Here is a 15,226-nt window from a genome sequence, read left to right on the forward strand (position 1 = left end):
TACTTCCATGGCACGACCAAACGCAGCGGCGCGCCGTTCTGATTTGGAATCGTCTTGCCATATATCCCGGTCGCCATGAGGGTCAGCGGGTGCATCGCCTCATCGAGGCGCAAACCCTCGACATAGGGCCAATCCAGCGTGCCAAATCTCTGACCGACCATTTCCTCAGGTCGATAGAGCGTTTCAAAGGCCACGTACTTTGCACTCTCCTGAACACCCGCTAGATCAAGCAGGTCTTTCAGCTCAAATCCGTTCCAGGGGATGACCATCGACCAAGCCTCGACACAGCGGAAACGGTAGATGCGTTCTTCGATTGTCATGGCGGCCATGATCTCATCAAACTTATAATCACCTGGCCGGTCCACCATACCGTCGATGGTCACAGTCCATGGAGAGGTCGTCAGACGGTGCGCGTGCTGCGCCGGATCGCCCTTGCCGGTGCCAAATTCATAGAAGTTGTTGTAGCTGATGATTTCTTCCCAACTGTTGGGCTCAAGCTCAGACGCCTGCGCTTTGCCACCGGCCAATGTCGCCAAACCAAGCCCCGCGGCACCGCCAAGCAGTTGACGCCGGTTAAGGTAGATATCATGCGGTGTCACATCACTGCGCGTCAGGTTGTTTTTCCAACGGTGGGCCATCACTCACTCCTGTGTCCTTGTGAAAGATGTAGAGCCAGCTCAACAAGATGCCAAACCACATCGCATAACGATCTGGTGGGTAGGTTGAAACAATTTGGAGCTGGCATCCCAAGCCGAGGCACTAATTAGGCTACGTCGCCCCAGATTTTCCTAAAGACAGGCACGCTTCACTTCCTAAGCTTGGATAAATTGCAATTCTCTCAATCTGGACAACTGAGCGCTTTCGCTTTTCTTTGACCGACGATAGCCATGAAGTTGTTAGCCCAATTATTTTGAACCAATACCGAGGCCTCATTTGAAACACGAAAATAACAATCTCGCCATTCTCATCGACGCAGACAATGTGACTCCCAAAGTTGCCGATGGCTTATTTGCAGAAATTGCAAAATACGGCACAGCCAGTGTGAAGCGGATCTATGGTGACTGGACCAAGCCAGCGCTTAAGGGCTGGAAAGATTGCCTGCTTGAGCACTCAATTCAGCCGATTCAACAATTCGCGTACACTGTTGGCAAAAACAGCACCGACAGCGCATTGATTATTGATGCGATGGACCTACTCTATTCAGCTAGATTCTCAGGGTTTTGCATCGTCTCCAGCGATAGTGATTTTGTTAGGCTAGCAACGCGCATTCGAGAGCAAGGATTAACGGTCTTTGGATTTGGGGAACGAAAAACACCTCGCCCATTCATAGCAGCCTGCGACAGGTTCGTTTACTTTGACATTCTCAATGGCCAGAGAGTTGCAGACGGTAGCGAAGATAGCTTGCCTACTGAAGCCAAAGATATCTCGGAAAACTCGGCAAAAAGTGCGCCACCCATTGATGGACGTCTGCGCAAAATGCTGAAGAACGCAATTGAAGCAACATCGGAAGACGACGGCACTTCGCAGCTATCAAGAATTGGTTCGCATCTTGCAAAACAATCGCCTGACTTCGATTCCCGAAACTATGGCTACAAACAGCTTTCGGCGCTTGTCGAGGCATCAGGAATTGCGAACGTCAAACGTGTGGGTAACAATCCCACGCATATTATCGTCAGCCTCAAATAGAACGTTGTTGCAGCCAGATAAGATACTCGCAGCTTAAATAGAAATGGCCGGGTGCAAGCCCGGCCATTTCTGTTTTTGGATTTGCTGGCAGATGCTCTCAATCGATCAATGCACCACCGCATCATCAGGACGTGGCGCGCCAGAGGTGCCCAATCGGTCGCCGATCATCAGGCCACTTTCATTGGCGCTGACCGGAATGACCGACCCGTCGACGATATCGCCTGCCAGCAGCATTTCCGCGAGCGGGTTTTGCAGCGCCCGTTGGATCACGCGTTTCAGGGGACGCGCACCAAAGACCGGGTCGTAACCTTCGTCCGCCAGCCATGTGCGGGCCGCGTCATCCAGAGTGATCTCGATCTTGCGCGCCGCAAGCCGTTTGCGCAGCCGCGCCAGTTGGATATCGACGATCCCGTCCATGTCTGCGCGGGCCAGCCGGTCAAAGATGATGGTCTCATCCAGACGGTTCAGAAACTCTGGGCGGAAATGCGCCCGGACCGCGTCCATCACATCGCGTTTTGCCTGCGCGGCATCCGCCCCATCTGGCAACTGGCTAAGCGCCTGCGCACCGAGGTTTGACGTCAGCACGATCAGCGTCTGCTTGAAATCAACCGTGCGACCTTGGCCGTCCGTCAAAACCCCATCGTCGAGAACCTGCAACAGAACGTTAAAGACATCTGGGTGGGCCTTTTCGACCTCATCAAACAGCACGACCTGGTAGGGCCGACGCCGCACGGCTTCGGTCAGAACGCCACCTTCGTCATAGCCAACATAGCCCGGAGGCGCGCCTATCAGACGGGCGACCGCGTGTTTCTCCATGAACTCCGACATATCAATGCGCACCATGGCGCTGTCGTCATCAAAGAGGAAATCCGCGACGGCCTTGGTCAGTTCGGTTTTACCCACACCGGTTGGGCCAAGGAACAGGAACGATCCAAGCGGGCGGTTTTCGTCGTTCAGCCCGGCGCGTGCGCGCCGCACAGCATTGGAAACGGCGTTGACCGCCTGCGCCTGACCGATGACCCGCTTGTGCAGTTGGTCTTCCATGCGCAGCAGCTTTTCGCGCTCGCCTTCCAGCATCTTGGACGTCGGGATACCGGTCCAGCGTTCGACCACTTGCGCGATCTGCTCTGGGCGCACTGCTTCCTCAACGGTCATGTCGCCTTCGGTATCTTCGGCTGCGGCCAGTTGCTTTTCCAAACCCGGAATGACGCCGTAGCTCAGCTCCCCTGCTTTTGCGAGGTTGCCTTCGCGTTTCGCGATGTCGAGTTCTGCACGGGCATGATCCAGCCGCTCTTTCAGATCACGTGCCGATGCCAACTTATCGCGCCCAGCCTGCCACTGCGCTGTCATCTCAGACGACTTGTCCTGCAGGTCAGCAAGGTCTTTCTCGAGCTTCTCAAGGCGATCTTTGGACGCCGCATCATCTTCCAGACGCAGCGCTTCAGCCTCGATCTGCAACTGCAGGATCTGGCGATCCAATGCGTCGAGTTCCTCTGGTTTAGAGTCAACCTCCATGCGCAGACGGCTAGCGGCTTCATCCATCAAGTCGATGGCTTTGTCCGGCAGGAACCGATCCGTGATATAACGGTGGCTCAGCGTTGCGGCAGACACCAGCGCCGAATCCGAAATCCGCACCCCGTGGTGCAGTTCGTATTTCTCCTTAATGCCCCGCAGGATCGAGATCGTGTCTTCGACAGTTGGTTCTTCGACCAGCAAAGGCTGAAACCGACGTGCCAAGGCCGCGTCTTTTTCGACGTGTTTGCGGTACTCATCTAAGGTGGTCGCGCCAACGCAGTGCAACTCGCCACGGGCCAAAGCAGGCTTGATTAGGTTTGCCGCATCCATTGCGCCGTCTGTCTTGCCCGCGCCGACCAGCGTGTGCATCTCATCAATAAAGAGAATGATGTCGCCCGCTGCCTCAGTCACTTCGGTCAGGACGGCTTTCAGGCGTTCTTCGAATTCACCGCGGTATTTCGCGCCCGCAATCAGAGCACCCATATCAAGCGCAAGCAATTGCTTGTTGCGCAAGGATTCTGGCACGTCGCCATTCACGATCCGCAGAGCCAGACCTTCGGCAATCGCCGTTTTACCAACACCGGGTTCACCGATCAGTACCGGGTTGTTCTTGGTCCGGCGTGACAACACCTGCATCGCACGGCGAATTTCATCGTCCCGGCCAATAATCGGGTCGATCTTGCCTTCTCGGGCACGCTCCGTCAGGTCCTGCGCGTATTTTTTCAGCGCGTCATAGCCTTCCTCGGCAGAGGCTGAATCAGCCGTACGGCCTTTGCGAATGTCATTGATCGCCGAGTTCAGCGCCTGAGCATTCACAGCCCCTGCTTCCAAAGCCTCTCCGGCTTTGGATTTGACCAATGCCAGCGCCATTAAGATGCGCTCGACAGGCACAAAGCTGTCGCCCGCTTTCTTGGCGACTTTCTCTGCCTCAGTCAGGACCTTAGCAGTGGCATTGTCCATATAGACCTGCCCCGCGTCGCCTGACACCTGCGGAATTTTGGACATGGCTGCATCCAGCGCCTCAACCACACGGTTTGGCGCGCCGCCGGCACGTTTGATCAGATCGGACGCCAGCCCCTGATCATCATCCATCAATGCTTTCAATATGTGTTCGGGCATCACCCGCTGGTGATTTTCCCGCATCGCGATCGTTTGCGCCGCTTGCACGAAGCCACGCGACCGTTCCGTGAACTTATTGAAGTCCATGGTTGCTCTCCTTCTATAAGCGCCCGTTTTAGAATTGGCGCCCGCTTTGCGGCACGCCCCATTGTGGGCCTCAGCATCTATCTGGGCAAGTCCGGGGCTTGCTTCAAGATTGCGACCTGAAAATCCATCAAATTTTCACGAAAACCCCTTTGTAGACCCTGTCTTAAGTCTTGTTGCGCAGGCTGACTGCGGAGGTCGATCAGATGGATGTTTTCTATGTTGAAGGGATGAAACAGCAGGTTGGGCGCGATGGGATGGTGCGCGGCACTGTCTGCCTGAATGGACCGATGGGTCAGCGTGTTCATTTGACCTGTGCAATTCCAAAGCGGCAGCTTGGCCCCAAGTCCAATTGGGCCGCGTCCTTTCTACAAGACGCACGTCGGCAACTTCGGCGCATGCCGGAGTATCGACAAAGCCGTGCGCCAGTGTGCGTCTCGCAGTTCCCAAAACCGAAACCAACAAAGCAGCGGGTGATCACGCTCCTGGCAAACGTCACCTGAAATGCGGGTTGCCAAGCCGGATAAGCCTGCCTAGACAGGCTCAATTTCATTGCCACAGCCTGACCGGAGCATCCCGATGACCAAAGCCGACGACCGCCTGATCGTAGCCCTAGACGTGCCCAACGCCCTTGAGGGTCTGAAACTGGCAGAACAGATCGGCGATGCTGTTTCTTTCTATAAGATTGGTCTTGGTATGCTGACGGGGGGCGGTCTCGCGCTGGCGAACGAGCTCAAAGACGAGCACGGCAAGAAAATCTTCCTTGATATGAAACTGTTCGACATCGGTGCGACGGTTGAAAACGCAGTGCGCGGACTGGCGCAATTCAACCTCGATTTCCTGACCGTGCACGGCGACCCCTACGTTGTGAAAGCCGCCAAAGAAGGGGCGGCGGGCAAAGATATGAAGATTCTAGCGGTCACCATCCTGACCTCTCTGGATCGCGCGGACCTTGACGGCGCTTTGATCAAAGCCGGTGACATCCGCGATCTGGTGCAAGAACGTGCAGGCAACGCCTTTGCTGCAGGCGCAGATGGTGTGATTGCCAGCCCGCAAGAGGCGGCGCTGATCCGTGCCCTGCCCGAAGCTGAAGGCAAATTGATCGTCACCCCCGGTGTGCGCCCGACAGGGGCCGACCTTGGCGACCAAAAACGTGTCGCAACCCCAGCCAACGCCGTTGCCGATGGTGCCGACCACATCGTCGTCGGCCGCCCCATCTGGCGCGCCACCAACCCGCGCGCAGCGGCCGAGGCAATTGTGCAGGAGCTTAGTTCTGTGCAAGCCCTACGTCCCAATCACTAGGGCGAGGCTAAAGCGCCCCAGCACACCCCGCGATCCAATCGGCCAGTCGTTTCTGAAAATGCGGAATGGCTTTGGGATGACAAAGGTACTCGTCTGCGGTCATCAGTTTGAGGGCCTGCCCTTCGTCGCCAAGTGTCATCCCAGCAGCACGATCTTCCGAAATGCATGCGACAAAGAACCAATTGGTGTGGATGCCTGTTTGATAGGGACGCCCCCACAGAAGGTCAGCTCGGTCAAGCACGAGCGCGGTTTCCTCTTGGCATTCGCGCGCTGCGCAGTCCCAAGCGCTTTCTTTCCCTTCTCGCCCGCCGCCCGGCAAATCCCAATGACCGGGGAATGGGATCACCGCCTTGTTGTCGCGCAAAATTGTGACGATGCGGCTCCCGACAAAGACCGTCACCTTGGCCCCGTAAAACCGGCTGCGCGTGTCGCTCACAAATGCTAAGTTTGGGGTCTCTGCCATTGCCGGAGTCATCGATGCCTGCCCTATGTCGTCATTGCCTATCTGAAGCCACCGAGGCGCGGCGTTGCCCGTCATGTGGTAGCATGCGGATCGTGCGGCATGACGAACTTTTTGATCTGTCGATTGCCCACATGGATTGTGATGCATTCTACGCCAGCGTCGAAAAGCGCGACAATCCGGAACTGGCGGACAAACCGGTGATTATTGGCGGCGGCAAACGCGGTGTTGTGTCGACGGCTTGTTATGTCGCCCGCATCCGCGGCGTGCGCTCTGCGATGCCAATGTTTCAAGCGATGAAGCTCTGTCCCGACGCCGTCGTCGTCAAACCGCGCATGAAGGTCTATGCCGAAGCAAGCCGCCAAATCCGGACTTTGATGGATGAACTCACACCAGCCGTTGAGCCCTTGTCGCTGGACGAAGCCTTCATGGACCTGACCGGCACCGCAAAGCTACACGGCGCGCCGCCCGCCGTGATGCTGGCACGATTGGTCAAACGCATGAAAGACGAAGTTGGCGTGACCGGCTCCATCGGGTTAAGCCACAACAAATTCCTCGCCAAGGTCGCCTCCGACCTCGACAAGCCGCAGGGATTTGCCGTCATTGGCAAGGCCGAAACCGACGGTTTTCTGAGGGACAAACCCGTGCGCCTGATCTGGGGCGTCGGCCCGGCTGCCCAAGACGGGCTGGAACGCGCGGGCATCCATACCTTCGCTGACCTGCTGCGCTGGGATCAGCGCGACCTGACGGATCGCTTTGGCTCTATGGGCTATCGGCTTTGGCATCTGGCGCGCGGGCAGGATCGCCGTAAGATTTCCGCCCGCCAACCGGTCAAAAGCATCAGTAAAGAAACCACGTTTTTTGAGGATACAAGCAGCATCGATTTGCTTGATGGGCATATCTGGCGGCTGAGTGAACAGGTCGCTGATCGGGCGAAAGCCAAGGGCAAGGCGGGCCGCGTTGTGACGCTGAAGCTGAAGCGCGCGAATTTTTCCCTGATTTCGCGCCGGATCAGCCTGCGCGACGCCACGCAGATGGCGGACACAATTTATCACACCGCACGCGGATTGTTTGACCAAGTTGGCAACCAAGGCCCCTACCGGCTGATCGGCGTGGGCATCTCAGACATCGTGGAGGAAAGCGCCGCAGACCTAAGCGGCGACCTGCTGGACCCAAAAGCCGCTCAGCGACGCAAAGCGGAACGTGCAACGGACAAAATCCGCGAACGCTTTGGGTCTGACGCGATTCTAAAGGGACGCGCGATGCGGTGACTATTCGGCGGCCAACCTCTGGGTTGGACGACCGACCTCGACGATCTGCGAGATCACACCATTCAACACATCCCTGAACGTATCGAACTGTGCATTCGGCGCGATGCGTCGTTCATCCATATAGAGCGCACGGTCGATCTCAACTTGGATAGCGTGTTGGCGGCGGGACGGACGCCCGTAATGTTGCGTCACAAAGGCCCCGGCAAAGGGCGCATTGCGTGACACGACGAACCCCGCCGACTCAAACGCCGCTTCGATCATATCGACAATGTCACCATCCGCAGAGGCCCCAAACCGGTCACCCAGAACAATTTCAGGACGTTTGCCGGATTTGGTTCGGACATGTTCCAGCGCCTCATGCGGCATCGAATGGCAATCAACCAGGATTGCGCGGCCAAAGAGGCGGCGCGAGTCATCTAGCAAGGCCTGCAAAGCGTTGTGATAGGGATGCCAATAGGCGTGCAGCCGACTTTCTGCCTCAGCGACCGAAAGCTTTCCGCGATAAATAGGCCGCGCGTTGGACACCACGCGGGGAATCACACCAAGCCCGGACGCAACGCGCGGGTTATTCCCCGACCATCTGATACCGGCGATCAGGGCAGGGTCTAGTTCATCCGCGCTGCGGTTGTAGTCAATGAAAGCGCGTGGCGCGCCTGCCTTCAAAAAGGGCGCGCCAAAGGAGGGAGCGGCATCAAAAAGCCTGTCAACAAAGGCGTCTTCGCTGCTGCGAATGCTGCGCGCGTTTAAAATCGAACGCTGCAAAAACCAATCAGGATAGTCATTTCCGCTATGGGGAGATGCAAAGACAACCGCTGAGTTTAGCTCGCGTGGTCGATCCAATATATAGGCTTGTGCGGGCATCTGCTCTCCTTGTTCAAAATAAAGCATAGCGCAAAAAAGATATTTGACGAAAGCTCTTGATCACCCCTACGACTCCTTTTATAGACGCCTCCACCAGCGCGGACTTCCGCGCCCTTTTTTCTTGAAGGGCTAGGCTCGCAAAGGTTTCATGGGCGATTAGCTCAGCGGTAGAGCACTTCGTTGACATCGAAGGGGTCACAAGTTCGATCCTTGTATCGCCCACCATGAATTCATTGCCCCATTCTGGGGTGCCCGATTAACCAGGCGCACGTCGCGCCGCGAAATGAGGAGATTGCCATGAAGGTAAAGAACTCGCTCCGCTCGCTCAAGCAGCGTCACCGCGACTGCCGTGTTGTGCGCCGTAAGGGCCGCGTTTATGTGATCAACAAAACGCAACGCCGGTTCAAAGCACGTCAGGGCTAAGCCCGACTTATACCGCGAAATTCTAAGGCCGCTCGGAAACGAGCGGCCTTTTCTTTTCGGCATCCTCTACTCCGCTTATCGACCAAGCAGCAGTTGCACCATGGTTTGCTGATCCACAAACCCTGTCACGCTAAGATCGCGCGATTTTTGGAAACGCCGGATCGCACGTCGTGCATCGCGGTCAAAGGCACCGTCAACTTTGCCGGTGTCAAAACCAAGACTGCGCAGACGGTTCTCAACCAACAGCCTCACGGCCGAATTCCCTGCCACAGCATTCTCTGCGGCTTGTAGACGTTTACGAGTTTCCTCGTTGTTGTCAGACTCGTTGGTCAATTGATCGATCCGCGTCTTCGCAGCATCAGCGAACACGCCGTCAGGATGTGCGTTGAGGAAGGCACGATAGCTTTGAACGGTGTTTTTCTCCCGCGCTTCGTCCCATGCTGCACGTTCACGTGCATCCATTTCAGCGCGGCGTTCTGCTTCGATCGTGTCCAATTCTTCGCGTGCGATGTCTGCAAACAACCCATCGGGGAATTCTTTCAAATAGCTGCGATATCCCGCTTCTGTATTGCGAGCCCCGGTATCCTGCCAAAAGGCGCGGTCCCTTGCGTCTTCAATCTCGCGACGGCGGCGCGCTTCTTCTTCCAGTTCGGCTGCACGGCGCAACGCGAATTCTTGCATCACCTGCAACTGATCACGATCAAGGTATCCATGCGCTTCGCGCCCCTGCGTGTCTTGCCATGCGCTGATTGCGCTGCGGGTGGCTGGGCCAAAGACGCCATCAATGCCACGCGGATCAAACCCCAATAGGGACAGATCGCGCTGTACATCGCGGCGTTGCTCGCGCGAGAGATTTAGCGCCTCTTCACGCTCTTTCAGGCGCGCCTCACGGTCATTCTCACGCTGAGAGAGCAAGCCCTTGGCATTCGCCGCAAACTGCCCGTTTGGGTAACGCTCCAGATAAGATCGCAAAGCCGCGTCTGATCCGATTTCACGCACCGCGTTCCAGAACGCAACCTCGCCACTGTCGCGGGATATATCGCGATTATCAGAGCGTGCCTCTGTGGGTTCGCGCGGCGTGAACGCAACGCTGCCTGAGACAAACCCTGTGACCTCAAGATCGTCAATGCCGCGCTCGATTTGACGCGTCGTGCCGCCCTCAGCCAGCAAGTTGTTCAGCGCAGCCTGCACATCCCGGCTGCTCCCCTTCAGAACGGTGGTTCCCTGCAATGGGGTATAGGTCAGCGTTTCGAAATCAAGACCGTCCACATCCTCGATGGGACGAGGGTCTTGGATCAAGGCCAAAACCGCGCGCCCGGCAGCGGCATCAAGCGCTTCATCAAACAGCGGTATTGGAAGCGCCTTCGCCCCAATATCAAATCGATCCGGTGCGCGCGCTTCTTGCGACAACAGCCACGTCTGGCGTGGATCAGACAGCAAATGCCCGCGCACCACGATTACCACGCGATCAGCGCCATTGTCCGTGGTGGAATTAAGTGTAAACAGGGCCGCGCGCAACTCACTAAGGGTCGCGTTCTTGACCTCGATCACTTCAAATTCAGACTTTCGCAGGGCGTTTGCCATCGAAGATATACGCGCATCCCGTGGCAAGTCCTCCAGTGATCGGTAATCCTGCTGGTCAATAACAACGGCGACATCTCTGGCCGCAAGCGTTTGGGGCGCAAGCAACACCAAGGTCGCCACGGCGGCTTTCAAAATATGCATATTTACTTCTCCAGATCATCCGGGACACTGGGTCCCATTCTGGAGCAGAAACGCCCGACTACAAAATTTCGTTCCTAAATCAATGGTTGCACCGGCGAAATGAGGCCGATGCGAGGGTTTGTCGAACAGTCAAAGCCTAGTCGTATTTGCGCTGATCCTCGATCACGATGCCATCGTTTGGCAGCGAGCCAGGCGGAACAATTTCGATCTGCCCTTTCAGCTTCAATACGCTGACGACGCTGTCCAGATAATGGTCTGCATTGTCGGCAATTGTCTCTAGTTGAACCGTCATCACATCGGTCTCACCTTTGCGACTTGCCACAATCCGCGCCTTGGACACTTCGCTGTGACGCGCGACCAGCGCGGCGACCTGTTCAGGACGTACAAACATGCCTTTGATCTTAGCGGTCTGATCCGCCCGTCCCATCCAACCACGGATACGCATATTGGTCCGGCCACATGGGCTGGTGCCAGTCAAAACAGCAGACAAGTCCCCGGTGGCAAACCGAATGAGGGGGTAGTCGGGGTTCAACGTGGTCACCACAACTTCGCCAACCTCACCCTCGGGAACAGGGTTGCCCGTGCCCGGCGTGACGATTTCGACGATAACATGCTCGTCCAATATCAGGCCCTCTTTGGCCTCTGTCTCATAGGCAATGTTGCCAAGATCCGCTGTCGCGTAGCTTTGCAAGCAGGTGATCCCACGGTCTTCGTAATAGGCGCGCAACGACGGAAAAAGCGCGCCGCCGCCCACTGCTGCTTTGGCAAAGCTGAGGTTCTTGCCCAGTGCGTCTGCTCGATCCAGAATGATCTTCAAGTAATCTGGCGTGCCCGCATAGGCTGTCGCGCCCAGCGCCTCGGCGGCCTCAACCTGCAGGTCGGTTTGACCTGTTCCAGCCGGAATAACCGACGCCCCAACCGCGCGCGCGCCATTTTCAAAGATCATGCCAGCTGGTGTGAGGTGGTAGCCAAAACAGTTCTGAACGACGTCACCCCGACCGATGCCGCAGGCGTGCAAAAACCGCCCCATTCGCCACCAGTCGTCACTCGTGCGACCGGGCTCATAGATGGGACCCGGGGATTGAAACAGATGCTCGAATTGCCCTGTGGTTGCGGCGGCAAAGCCGCCAAATGGCGGGTGCTTTCTCTGTGCAGCCACAAGATCGGATTTCCGAAGCACCGGCAATTCTGCAAGATCAGCGACAGAAGTGACCTCAGATGCATCTACTTCACGATAACATTCGGCGTTCCCGGCCAAAGCCTTTGCACGCGCGATCTGCTGCGGAAGCCTCTCGGCGATGTCCTTTGCGCGTTCATCGTCCGAGCGCGTTTCCAAATGGTCGTAATAGCGGCTCATGAGGTCTCTTCTTTGCTTTGATCAGGGCGAGTGTCGGGAAGGAACAAGCGTCAGCTCAGCCAACGCTTGCGGCGGCGATAAGACCGCACATCCCGGAAGGACTTGCGCCCATCATCTGACATACCGAGGTAGAATTCTTTTACGTCCGGGTTCTCTCGCAATTCGGCGGCAGGGCCATCCATCACAATGCGCCCAGATTCCAAAATATAGCCGTAGTGGGCATAGCGCAGGGCGACATTGGTGTTCTGCTCTGCGAGCAGGAAGGTCACGCCTTCATTTTCATTCACCGATTTCACGATCTCAAAAATCTGTTCGACCAGCTGCGGAGCCAGACCCATCGACGGTTCATCAAGCAAGATGGTTTCCGGGCGGCTCATCAAGGCGCGGCCCATGGCAACCATCTGCTGTTCGCCACCAGATGTGTAGCCCGCTTGCGATTTGCGCCGTTCTTTCAGGCGCGGAAAATATTGATAGACCATTTCCAGATCTCGCTGCACCGCTGCTTTCCCATCGCTCCGGGTATAGGCTCCTGTCAGCAAGTTTTCTTCGACAGTCAGGTGTTCAAAGCAGTGACGGCCTTCCATCACTTGGATCACTCCGCGTTTCACCAAGGCTGCCGGATCAAGGTCCTGCACACGCTGGCCGCGATAGATCACAGACCCTTTGGTGACCTCGCCCCGTTCGGAATGCAGCAGGTTTGACACGGCCTTGAGCGTCGTTGTCTTCCCTGCCCCGTTGCCGCCGAGCAATGCGGTGATCCCGCCCTTTGGTACGCTGAGGCTCACGCCTTTCAGCACGAGGATCACATGGTTGTAGATCACCTCGATATTGTTGACCTCAAGCAGGTTGTCTTGTGGTGAAGCTGCATCCAGCATGGACCGGTATCCTTATCATCAATAGCGGCCCGGCCGACAATCCGGCCGGGCCATTGCACTTAGCTGCACCCTGGGGTGATATTGCTTTCCGCTGCATAGGCAGCAGAGTCCGCTTCAATCAGCGGCCCAACGACAGAGGCATCAGCAGGAGCGAACTCTGAAATCAGGCTCCACTCTTCGGTTGATGCATTCCACTGAGCAATGGCCGCCATGCCTTCACCGCCATGGTTCTCGCAGGAGATAGTGAATTCCGGCCCGAAGTTCGGAAGGCCTGCAGCCTCCATGGTTTCAGCCGTGATCGACAGGCTCTCCATCGCATCGCGCATCATGCCCGAGTCGATCTCGGAGACGCCATTCGCAGCCTGCGCTTGTTTCGCAGCTTCGGCCGCAAGGAAGGCCGCATAGACGCCACGGTTATAGAGAACCGTACCGACCTGATCGCCCGCGCCGGCGGCTTTGCCCGCATCGACAACATACTTGCGGATATCGTCAAACACCGGGAAATCGGAGCCAACATTGTGGAACTGAACAGACTTGTAACCATCTGCCCCCATGCCCGCTGGCTTCACGTCGTTCTCAGAGCCAGACCACCAGATGCCCATGAAGTTTTCCATGTTGAACCGGATGTTCGCGGCTTCTTGGATTGCCACTTGGTTCATTACACCCCAACCCCAGAAGAGGATGAAATCTGGGCGTTCGCGGCGAATTTGCAGCCACTGCGACTTTTGCTCTTGACCTGGGTAATCAATCGGGATCGCGTTGAAGTCAAAGCCGTGCTTCTCTGCCAGCGCTTCCAGCGTTGGAATCGGTTCACGACCATAGGCACCATTGAAGTGCAGGAGCGTGATTTTCTTACCTTCCAGCGAACCACCAGACTGTTCTAGGAAGTGGTTCACACCAGCAGAGGCCCCATCCCAGTAGTTGGCGGGATAGTTAAAGACGTGGCTAAACACTTTGCCGTTCTTGGCTGAGGTCCGGCCATAGCCCATGGTGTGCATCGGGATGTTGTCCGCCGTCACCTTGGGGATCAGCTGATAGGTGATACCTGTGGACAGCGGTTGATAAATCAATGCGCCATCGTCCTTCGTGGCCTCATAACACTCGACACCTTTTTCGGTGTTATAGGCTGTCTCACATTCTGGGACCCGCGCCAGTTCGCCGCCGATGCCGCCGTCACGCTCATTCAACAGCGTAAAGTAGTCGGCGTAGCCATCCGCAAAGGGAATCCCGCCTGCCGCAAATGGGCCGGTCCGGTAGCTGAGCGATGGGAACACGAGGTCTGCCATCGCCGGGGCTGCCGCGACGGTCATCCCCAATGCCAAGCTTGCAAGTTTCAGTTTCATAGGTTTCTCCTCCCTACTGATTAAACAATCTCGGGCACTTGGGCGGCCCTTGGATTGCATGATGGTTTGACGGTGGCCCGGCCTAGTGCGGGAAGGGCCACAGCCGCAGTTTTTCCTTAGCCACGCGCCAAAGCTGCGCGAGGCCGTGTGGTTCAAGGATCAGGAACATGATGATCAGCCCACCAACGATGATGAACTCTAGGTGTGCCGCCAAATCAGTCGGCCAACCCAACGTGCCCACGAGCACGTTCTTCAGGAACACCGGTAGCAGCACGAGGAACGCGGCACCTGCAAAGCTGCCAAAGATCGATCCCAAGCCACCAATGATGATCATGAAAAGAACAAGGAAACTTTTGGTGATGCCAAAGCTGTCTCCGGCCTCAGCGGCTCCAAGGTAAACAGCAAAGAACAGTGCGCCCGCAATTCCAACAAAGAAACCTGACACCGCGAAGGCTGAAATCTTGGCTTTCAATGGGTTCACCCCAATGATTTCAGCCGCAATATCCATGTCGCGGATCGCCATCCATTGCCGTCCTTGCATACCACGGGTGAGGTTGCGCGCAATCAGAGCACAGACGGTCAGGATAACCAGACAGAACAGATAGGTCGCCCAGGCTTCGGTGTTTGGGCCTGTCACCTCGATCCCGAAAATTGTGCGTTCCGGTGCGTTGATTTGCCCAGACGCCGAGTAGTTGTAGAACCACGGCACCCGGTTGAAGAGCCAGACCAGAAAGAACTGCGCAGCCAAGGTAGCAACAGCCAGATAGAACCCTTTGATCCGCAGCGACGGCAGGCCGAAAACCACACAGACGATCCCTGTGATCCCGCCCGCCAAAAGGACGTGGATCAAGATGCTGACGTCAGGAAAGGCAGTCATCAGCTTGTAACAGCCATAGGCCCCTACCGCCATGAACCCGCCGGTCCCAAGGCTGACCTGACCGCAGTAACCGGTTAGGATGTTTAGCCCGATGGCCGCAATCGAGTAGATCAGGAACGGCAGGAAGATCGCATTGACCCAATAGTCATTGATCAGGAAGGGTATGATGGCGAAGCCCATAAACAGGACCGCATAGTACCGATACCGGTCGAATTTGACCGGAAAGGTCTGGTTGTCTTCGGCGTAAGACGTTTTGAAATCGCCTGCTTCACGATAGAACATCTCTTAGGCCTCCGTTCGGGAATTGGTTTGAATTGCGAGTTGGGGG

At 56.5% G+C, this 15,226-nt stretch carries 14 protein-coding genes and 1 tRNA gene (1 of these 15 cut by a window edge); 6 read left to right on the forward strand and 9 right to left on the reverse strand.

Annotation, left to right across the window (positions count from 1 at the left end; all coding sequences use genetic code 11):
• A protein-coding gene (gene msrP, locus BUA39_RS11225; RefSeq protein WP_072793311.1) for a protein-methionine-sulfoxide reductase catalytic subunit MsrP crosses the window boundary here: on the reverse strand, window positions 1–638 show its 5' portion. Its footprint begins 265 nt before the window's first position; only the first 638 of its 903 coding nucleotides appear in the window; it begins with the start codon at window positions 636–638; the stop codon falls past the left edge of the window.
• Window positions 639–933: 295 nt separating this feature from the next.
• On the opposite strand from msrP, the gene BUA39_RS11230 reads away from it, so the two are divergent.
• Window positions 934–1,686: an NYN domain-containing protein gene (locus BUA39_RS11230; protein ID WP_072793312.1), complete on the forward strand. Its 753-nt coding sequence runs from the start codon at window positions 934–936 to the stop codon at window positions 1,684–1,686.
• Between the two features lie 105 nt (window positions 1,687–1,791).
• On the opposite strand, the gene clpB is transcribed toward BUA39_RS11230, so the two are convergent.
• Window positions 1,792–4,407, reverse strand: coding sequence for an ATP-dependent chaperone ClpB (gene clpB, locus BUA39_RS11235; RefSeq protein ID WP_072793313.1), 2,616 nt, complete (start codon window positions 4,405–4,407; stop codon window positions 1,792–1,794).
• 203 nt (window positions 4,408–4,610) lie between these two features.
• Between clpB and BUA39_RS11240 the strand changes: the two genes are divergently transcribed.
• The gene (locus BUA39_RS11240; RefSeq protein ID WP_072793314.1) at window positions 4,611–4,907 is read left to right on the forward strand and encodes a hypothetical protein; all 297 of its coding nucleotides are present in this window, start codon (window positions 4,611–4,613) and stop codon (window positions 4,905–4,907) included.
• Between the two features lie 76 nt (window positions 4,908–4,983).
• Complete coding sequence (pyrF, locus tag BUA39_RS11245) at window positions 4,984–5,706, forward strand: orotidine-5'-phosphate decarboxylase (RefSeq protein ID WP_072793315.1); 723 nt, start codon at window positions 4,984–4,986, stop codon at window positions 5,704–5,706.
• 7 nt (window positions 5,707–5,713) lie between these two features.
• On the opposite strand, the gene BUA39_RS11250 is transcribed toward pyrF, so the two are convergent.
• A complete protein-coding gene (locus tag BUA39_RS11250; protein WP_072793511.1) occupies window positions 5,714–6,169 on the reverse strand; it encodes an NUDIX domain-containing protein in 456 nt (151 codons plus the stop codon).
• Between the two features lie 14 nt (window positions 6,170–6,183).
• Here BUA39_RS11250 and BUA39_RS11255 point away from each other — a divergent pair, with 14 nt between their 5' ends.
• Window positions 6,184–7,437: a DNA polymerase IV gene (locus BUA39_RS11255; protein ID WP_072793316.1), complete on the forward strand. Its 1,254-nt coding sequence runs from the start codon at window positions 6,184–6,186 to the stop codon at window positions 7,435–7,437.
• Here the strand turns inward: BUA39_RS11255 and BUA39_RS11260 are convergent, their stop codons facing one another.
• Window positions 7,438–8,298 (reverse strand): N-formylglutamate amidohydrolase, encoded by an 861-nt coding sequence (locus tag BUA39_RS11260; protein ID WP_072793512.1) that lies wholly within the window; start codon window positions 8,296–8,298, stop codon window positions 7,438–7,440.
• 150 nt (window positions 8,299–8,448) lie between these two features.
• On the opposite strand from BUA39_RS11260, the gene BUA39_RS11265 reads away from it, so the two are divergent.
• Together BUA39_RS11265 and ykgO are read left to right on the forward strand one after the other, a co-directional pair.
• Window positions 8,449–8,523: transfer RNA gene (locus tag BUA39_RS11265), tRNA-Val, on the forward strand.
• Window positions 8,524–8,595: 72 nt separating this feature from the next.
• Window positions 8,596–8,721 carry a type B 50S ribosomal protein L36 gene (ykgO, locus tag BUA39_RS11270; protein WP_012177066.1) on the forward strand — a complete coding sequence of 42 codons (126 nt, stop codon included), beginning with the start codon at window positions 8,596–8,598 and terminating at the stop codon, window positions 8,719–8,721.
• Between the two features lie 75 nt (window positions 8,722–8,796).
• Here the strand turns inward: ykgO and BUA39_RS11275 are convergent, their stop codons facing one another.
• The 5 genes from BUA39_RS11275 to BUA39_RS11295 all read right to left on the reverse strand — a co-directional run bounded on the left by BUA39_RS11275 (window position 8,797) and on the right by BUA39_RS11295 (window position 15,180).
• Window positions 8,797–10,446: a peptidoglycan-binding domain-containing protein gene (locus BUA39_RS11275; protein WP_072793317.1), complete on the reverse strand. Its 1,650-nt coding sequence runs from the start codon at window positions 10,444–10,446 to the stop codon at window positions 8,797–8,799.
• A 136-nt stretch (window positions 10,447–10,582) separates the two neighbouring features.
• Window positions 10,583–11,803 (reverse strand): phenylacetate--CoA ligase family protein, encoded by a 1,221-nt coding sequence (locus BUA39_RS11280; RefSeq protein WP_072793318.1) that lies wholly within the window; start codon window positions 11,801–11,803, stop codon window positions 10,583–10,585.
• Window positions 11,804–11,853: 50 nt separating this feature from the next.
• A complete protein-coding gene (locus tag BUA39_RS11285) occupies window positions 11,854–12,678 on the reverse strand; it encodes an ABC transporter ATP-binding protein (RefSeq protein ID WP_072793319.1) in 825 nt (274 codons plus the stop codon).
• Between the two features lie 59 nt (window positions 12,679–12,737).
• Entirely contained in the window at window positions 12,738–14,021 is a 1,284-nt protein-coding gene (locus BUA39_RS11290; RefSeq protein ID WP_072793320.1) for an ABC transporter substrate-binding protein, read from the reverse strand.
• A gap of 82 nt (window positions 14,022–14,103) precedes the next feature.
• Window positions 14,104–15,180, reverse strand: a complete 1,077-nt coding sequence (locus tag BUA39_RS11295; RefSeq protein WP_072793321.1) for a branched-chain amino acid ABC transporter permease — start codon at window positions 15,178–15,180, stop codon at window positions 14,104–14,106.
• Between the last annotated feature and the right edge of the window lie 46 nt (window positions 15,181–15,226).

The organism is Cognatishimia maritima, assembly GCF_900129685.1.
Classification (GTDB): Bacteria; Pseudomonadota; Alphaproteobacteria; order Rhodobacterales; family Rhodobacteraceae; genus Cognatishimia; species Cognatishimia maritima.

What these genes read in the sequence shown, in the direction of transcription:
- clpB (WP_072793313.1), bottom strand. Translation starts at nt 4,407, where the DNA reads ATGGACTTCAATAAGTTCACGGAACGGTCGCGTGGCTTCGTGCAAGCG.
- BUA39_RS11240 (WP_072793314.1), top strand. Translation starts at nt 4,611, where the DNA reads ATGGATGTTTTCTATGTTGAAGGGATGAAACAGCAGGTTGGGCGCGAT.
- pyrF (WP_072793315.1), top strand. Translation starts at nt 4,984, where the DNA reads ATGACCAAAGCCGACGACCGCCTGATCGTAGCCCTAGACGTGCCCAAC.
- BUA39_RS11250 (WP_072793511.1), bottom strand. Translation starts at nt 6,169, where the DNA reads ATGGCAGAGACCCCAAACTTAGCATTTGTGAGCGACACGCGCAGCCGG.
- BUA39_RS11255 (WP_072793316.1), top strand. Translation starts at nt 6,184, where the DNA reads ATGCCTGCCCTATGTCGTCATTGCCTATCTGAAGCCACCGAGGCGCGG.
- BUA39_RS11260 (WP_072793512.1), bottom strand. Translation starts at nt 8,298, where the DNA reads ATGCCCGCACAAGCCTATATATTGGATCGACCACGCGAGCTAAACTCA.
- ykgO (WP_012177066.1), top strand. Translation starts at nt 8,596, where the DNA reads ATGAAGGTAAAGAACTCGCTCCGCTCGCTCAAGCAGCGTCACCGCGAC.
- BUA39_RS11275 (WP_072793317.1), bottom strand. Translation starts at nt 10,446, where the DNA reads ATGCATATTTTGAAAGCCGCCGTGGCGACCTTGGTGTTGCTTGCGCCC.
- BUA39_RS11280 (WP_072793318.1), bottom strand. Translation starts at nt 11,803, where the DNA reads ATGAGCCGCTATTACGACCATTTGGAAACGCGCTCGGACGATGAACGC.
- BUA39_RS11285 (WP_072793319.1), bottom strand. Translation starts at nt 12,678, where the DNA reads ATGCTGGATGCAGCTTCACCACAAGACAACCTGCTTGAGGTCAACAAT.
- BUA39_RS11290 (WP_072793320.1), bottom strand. Translation starts at nt 14,021, where the DNA reads ATGAAACTGAAACTTGCAAGCTTGGCATTGGGGATGACCGTCGCGGCA.
- BUA39_RS11295 (WP_072793321.1), bottom strand. Translation starts at nt 15,180, where the DNA reads ATGTTCTATCGTGAAGCAGGCGATTTCAAAACGTCTTACGCCGAAGAC.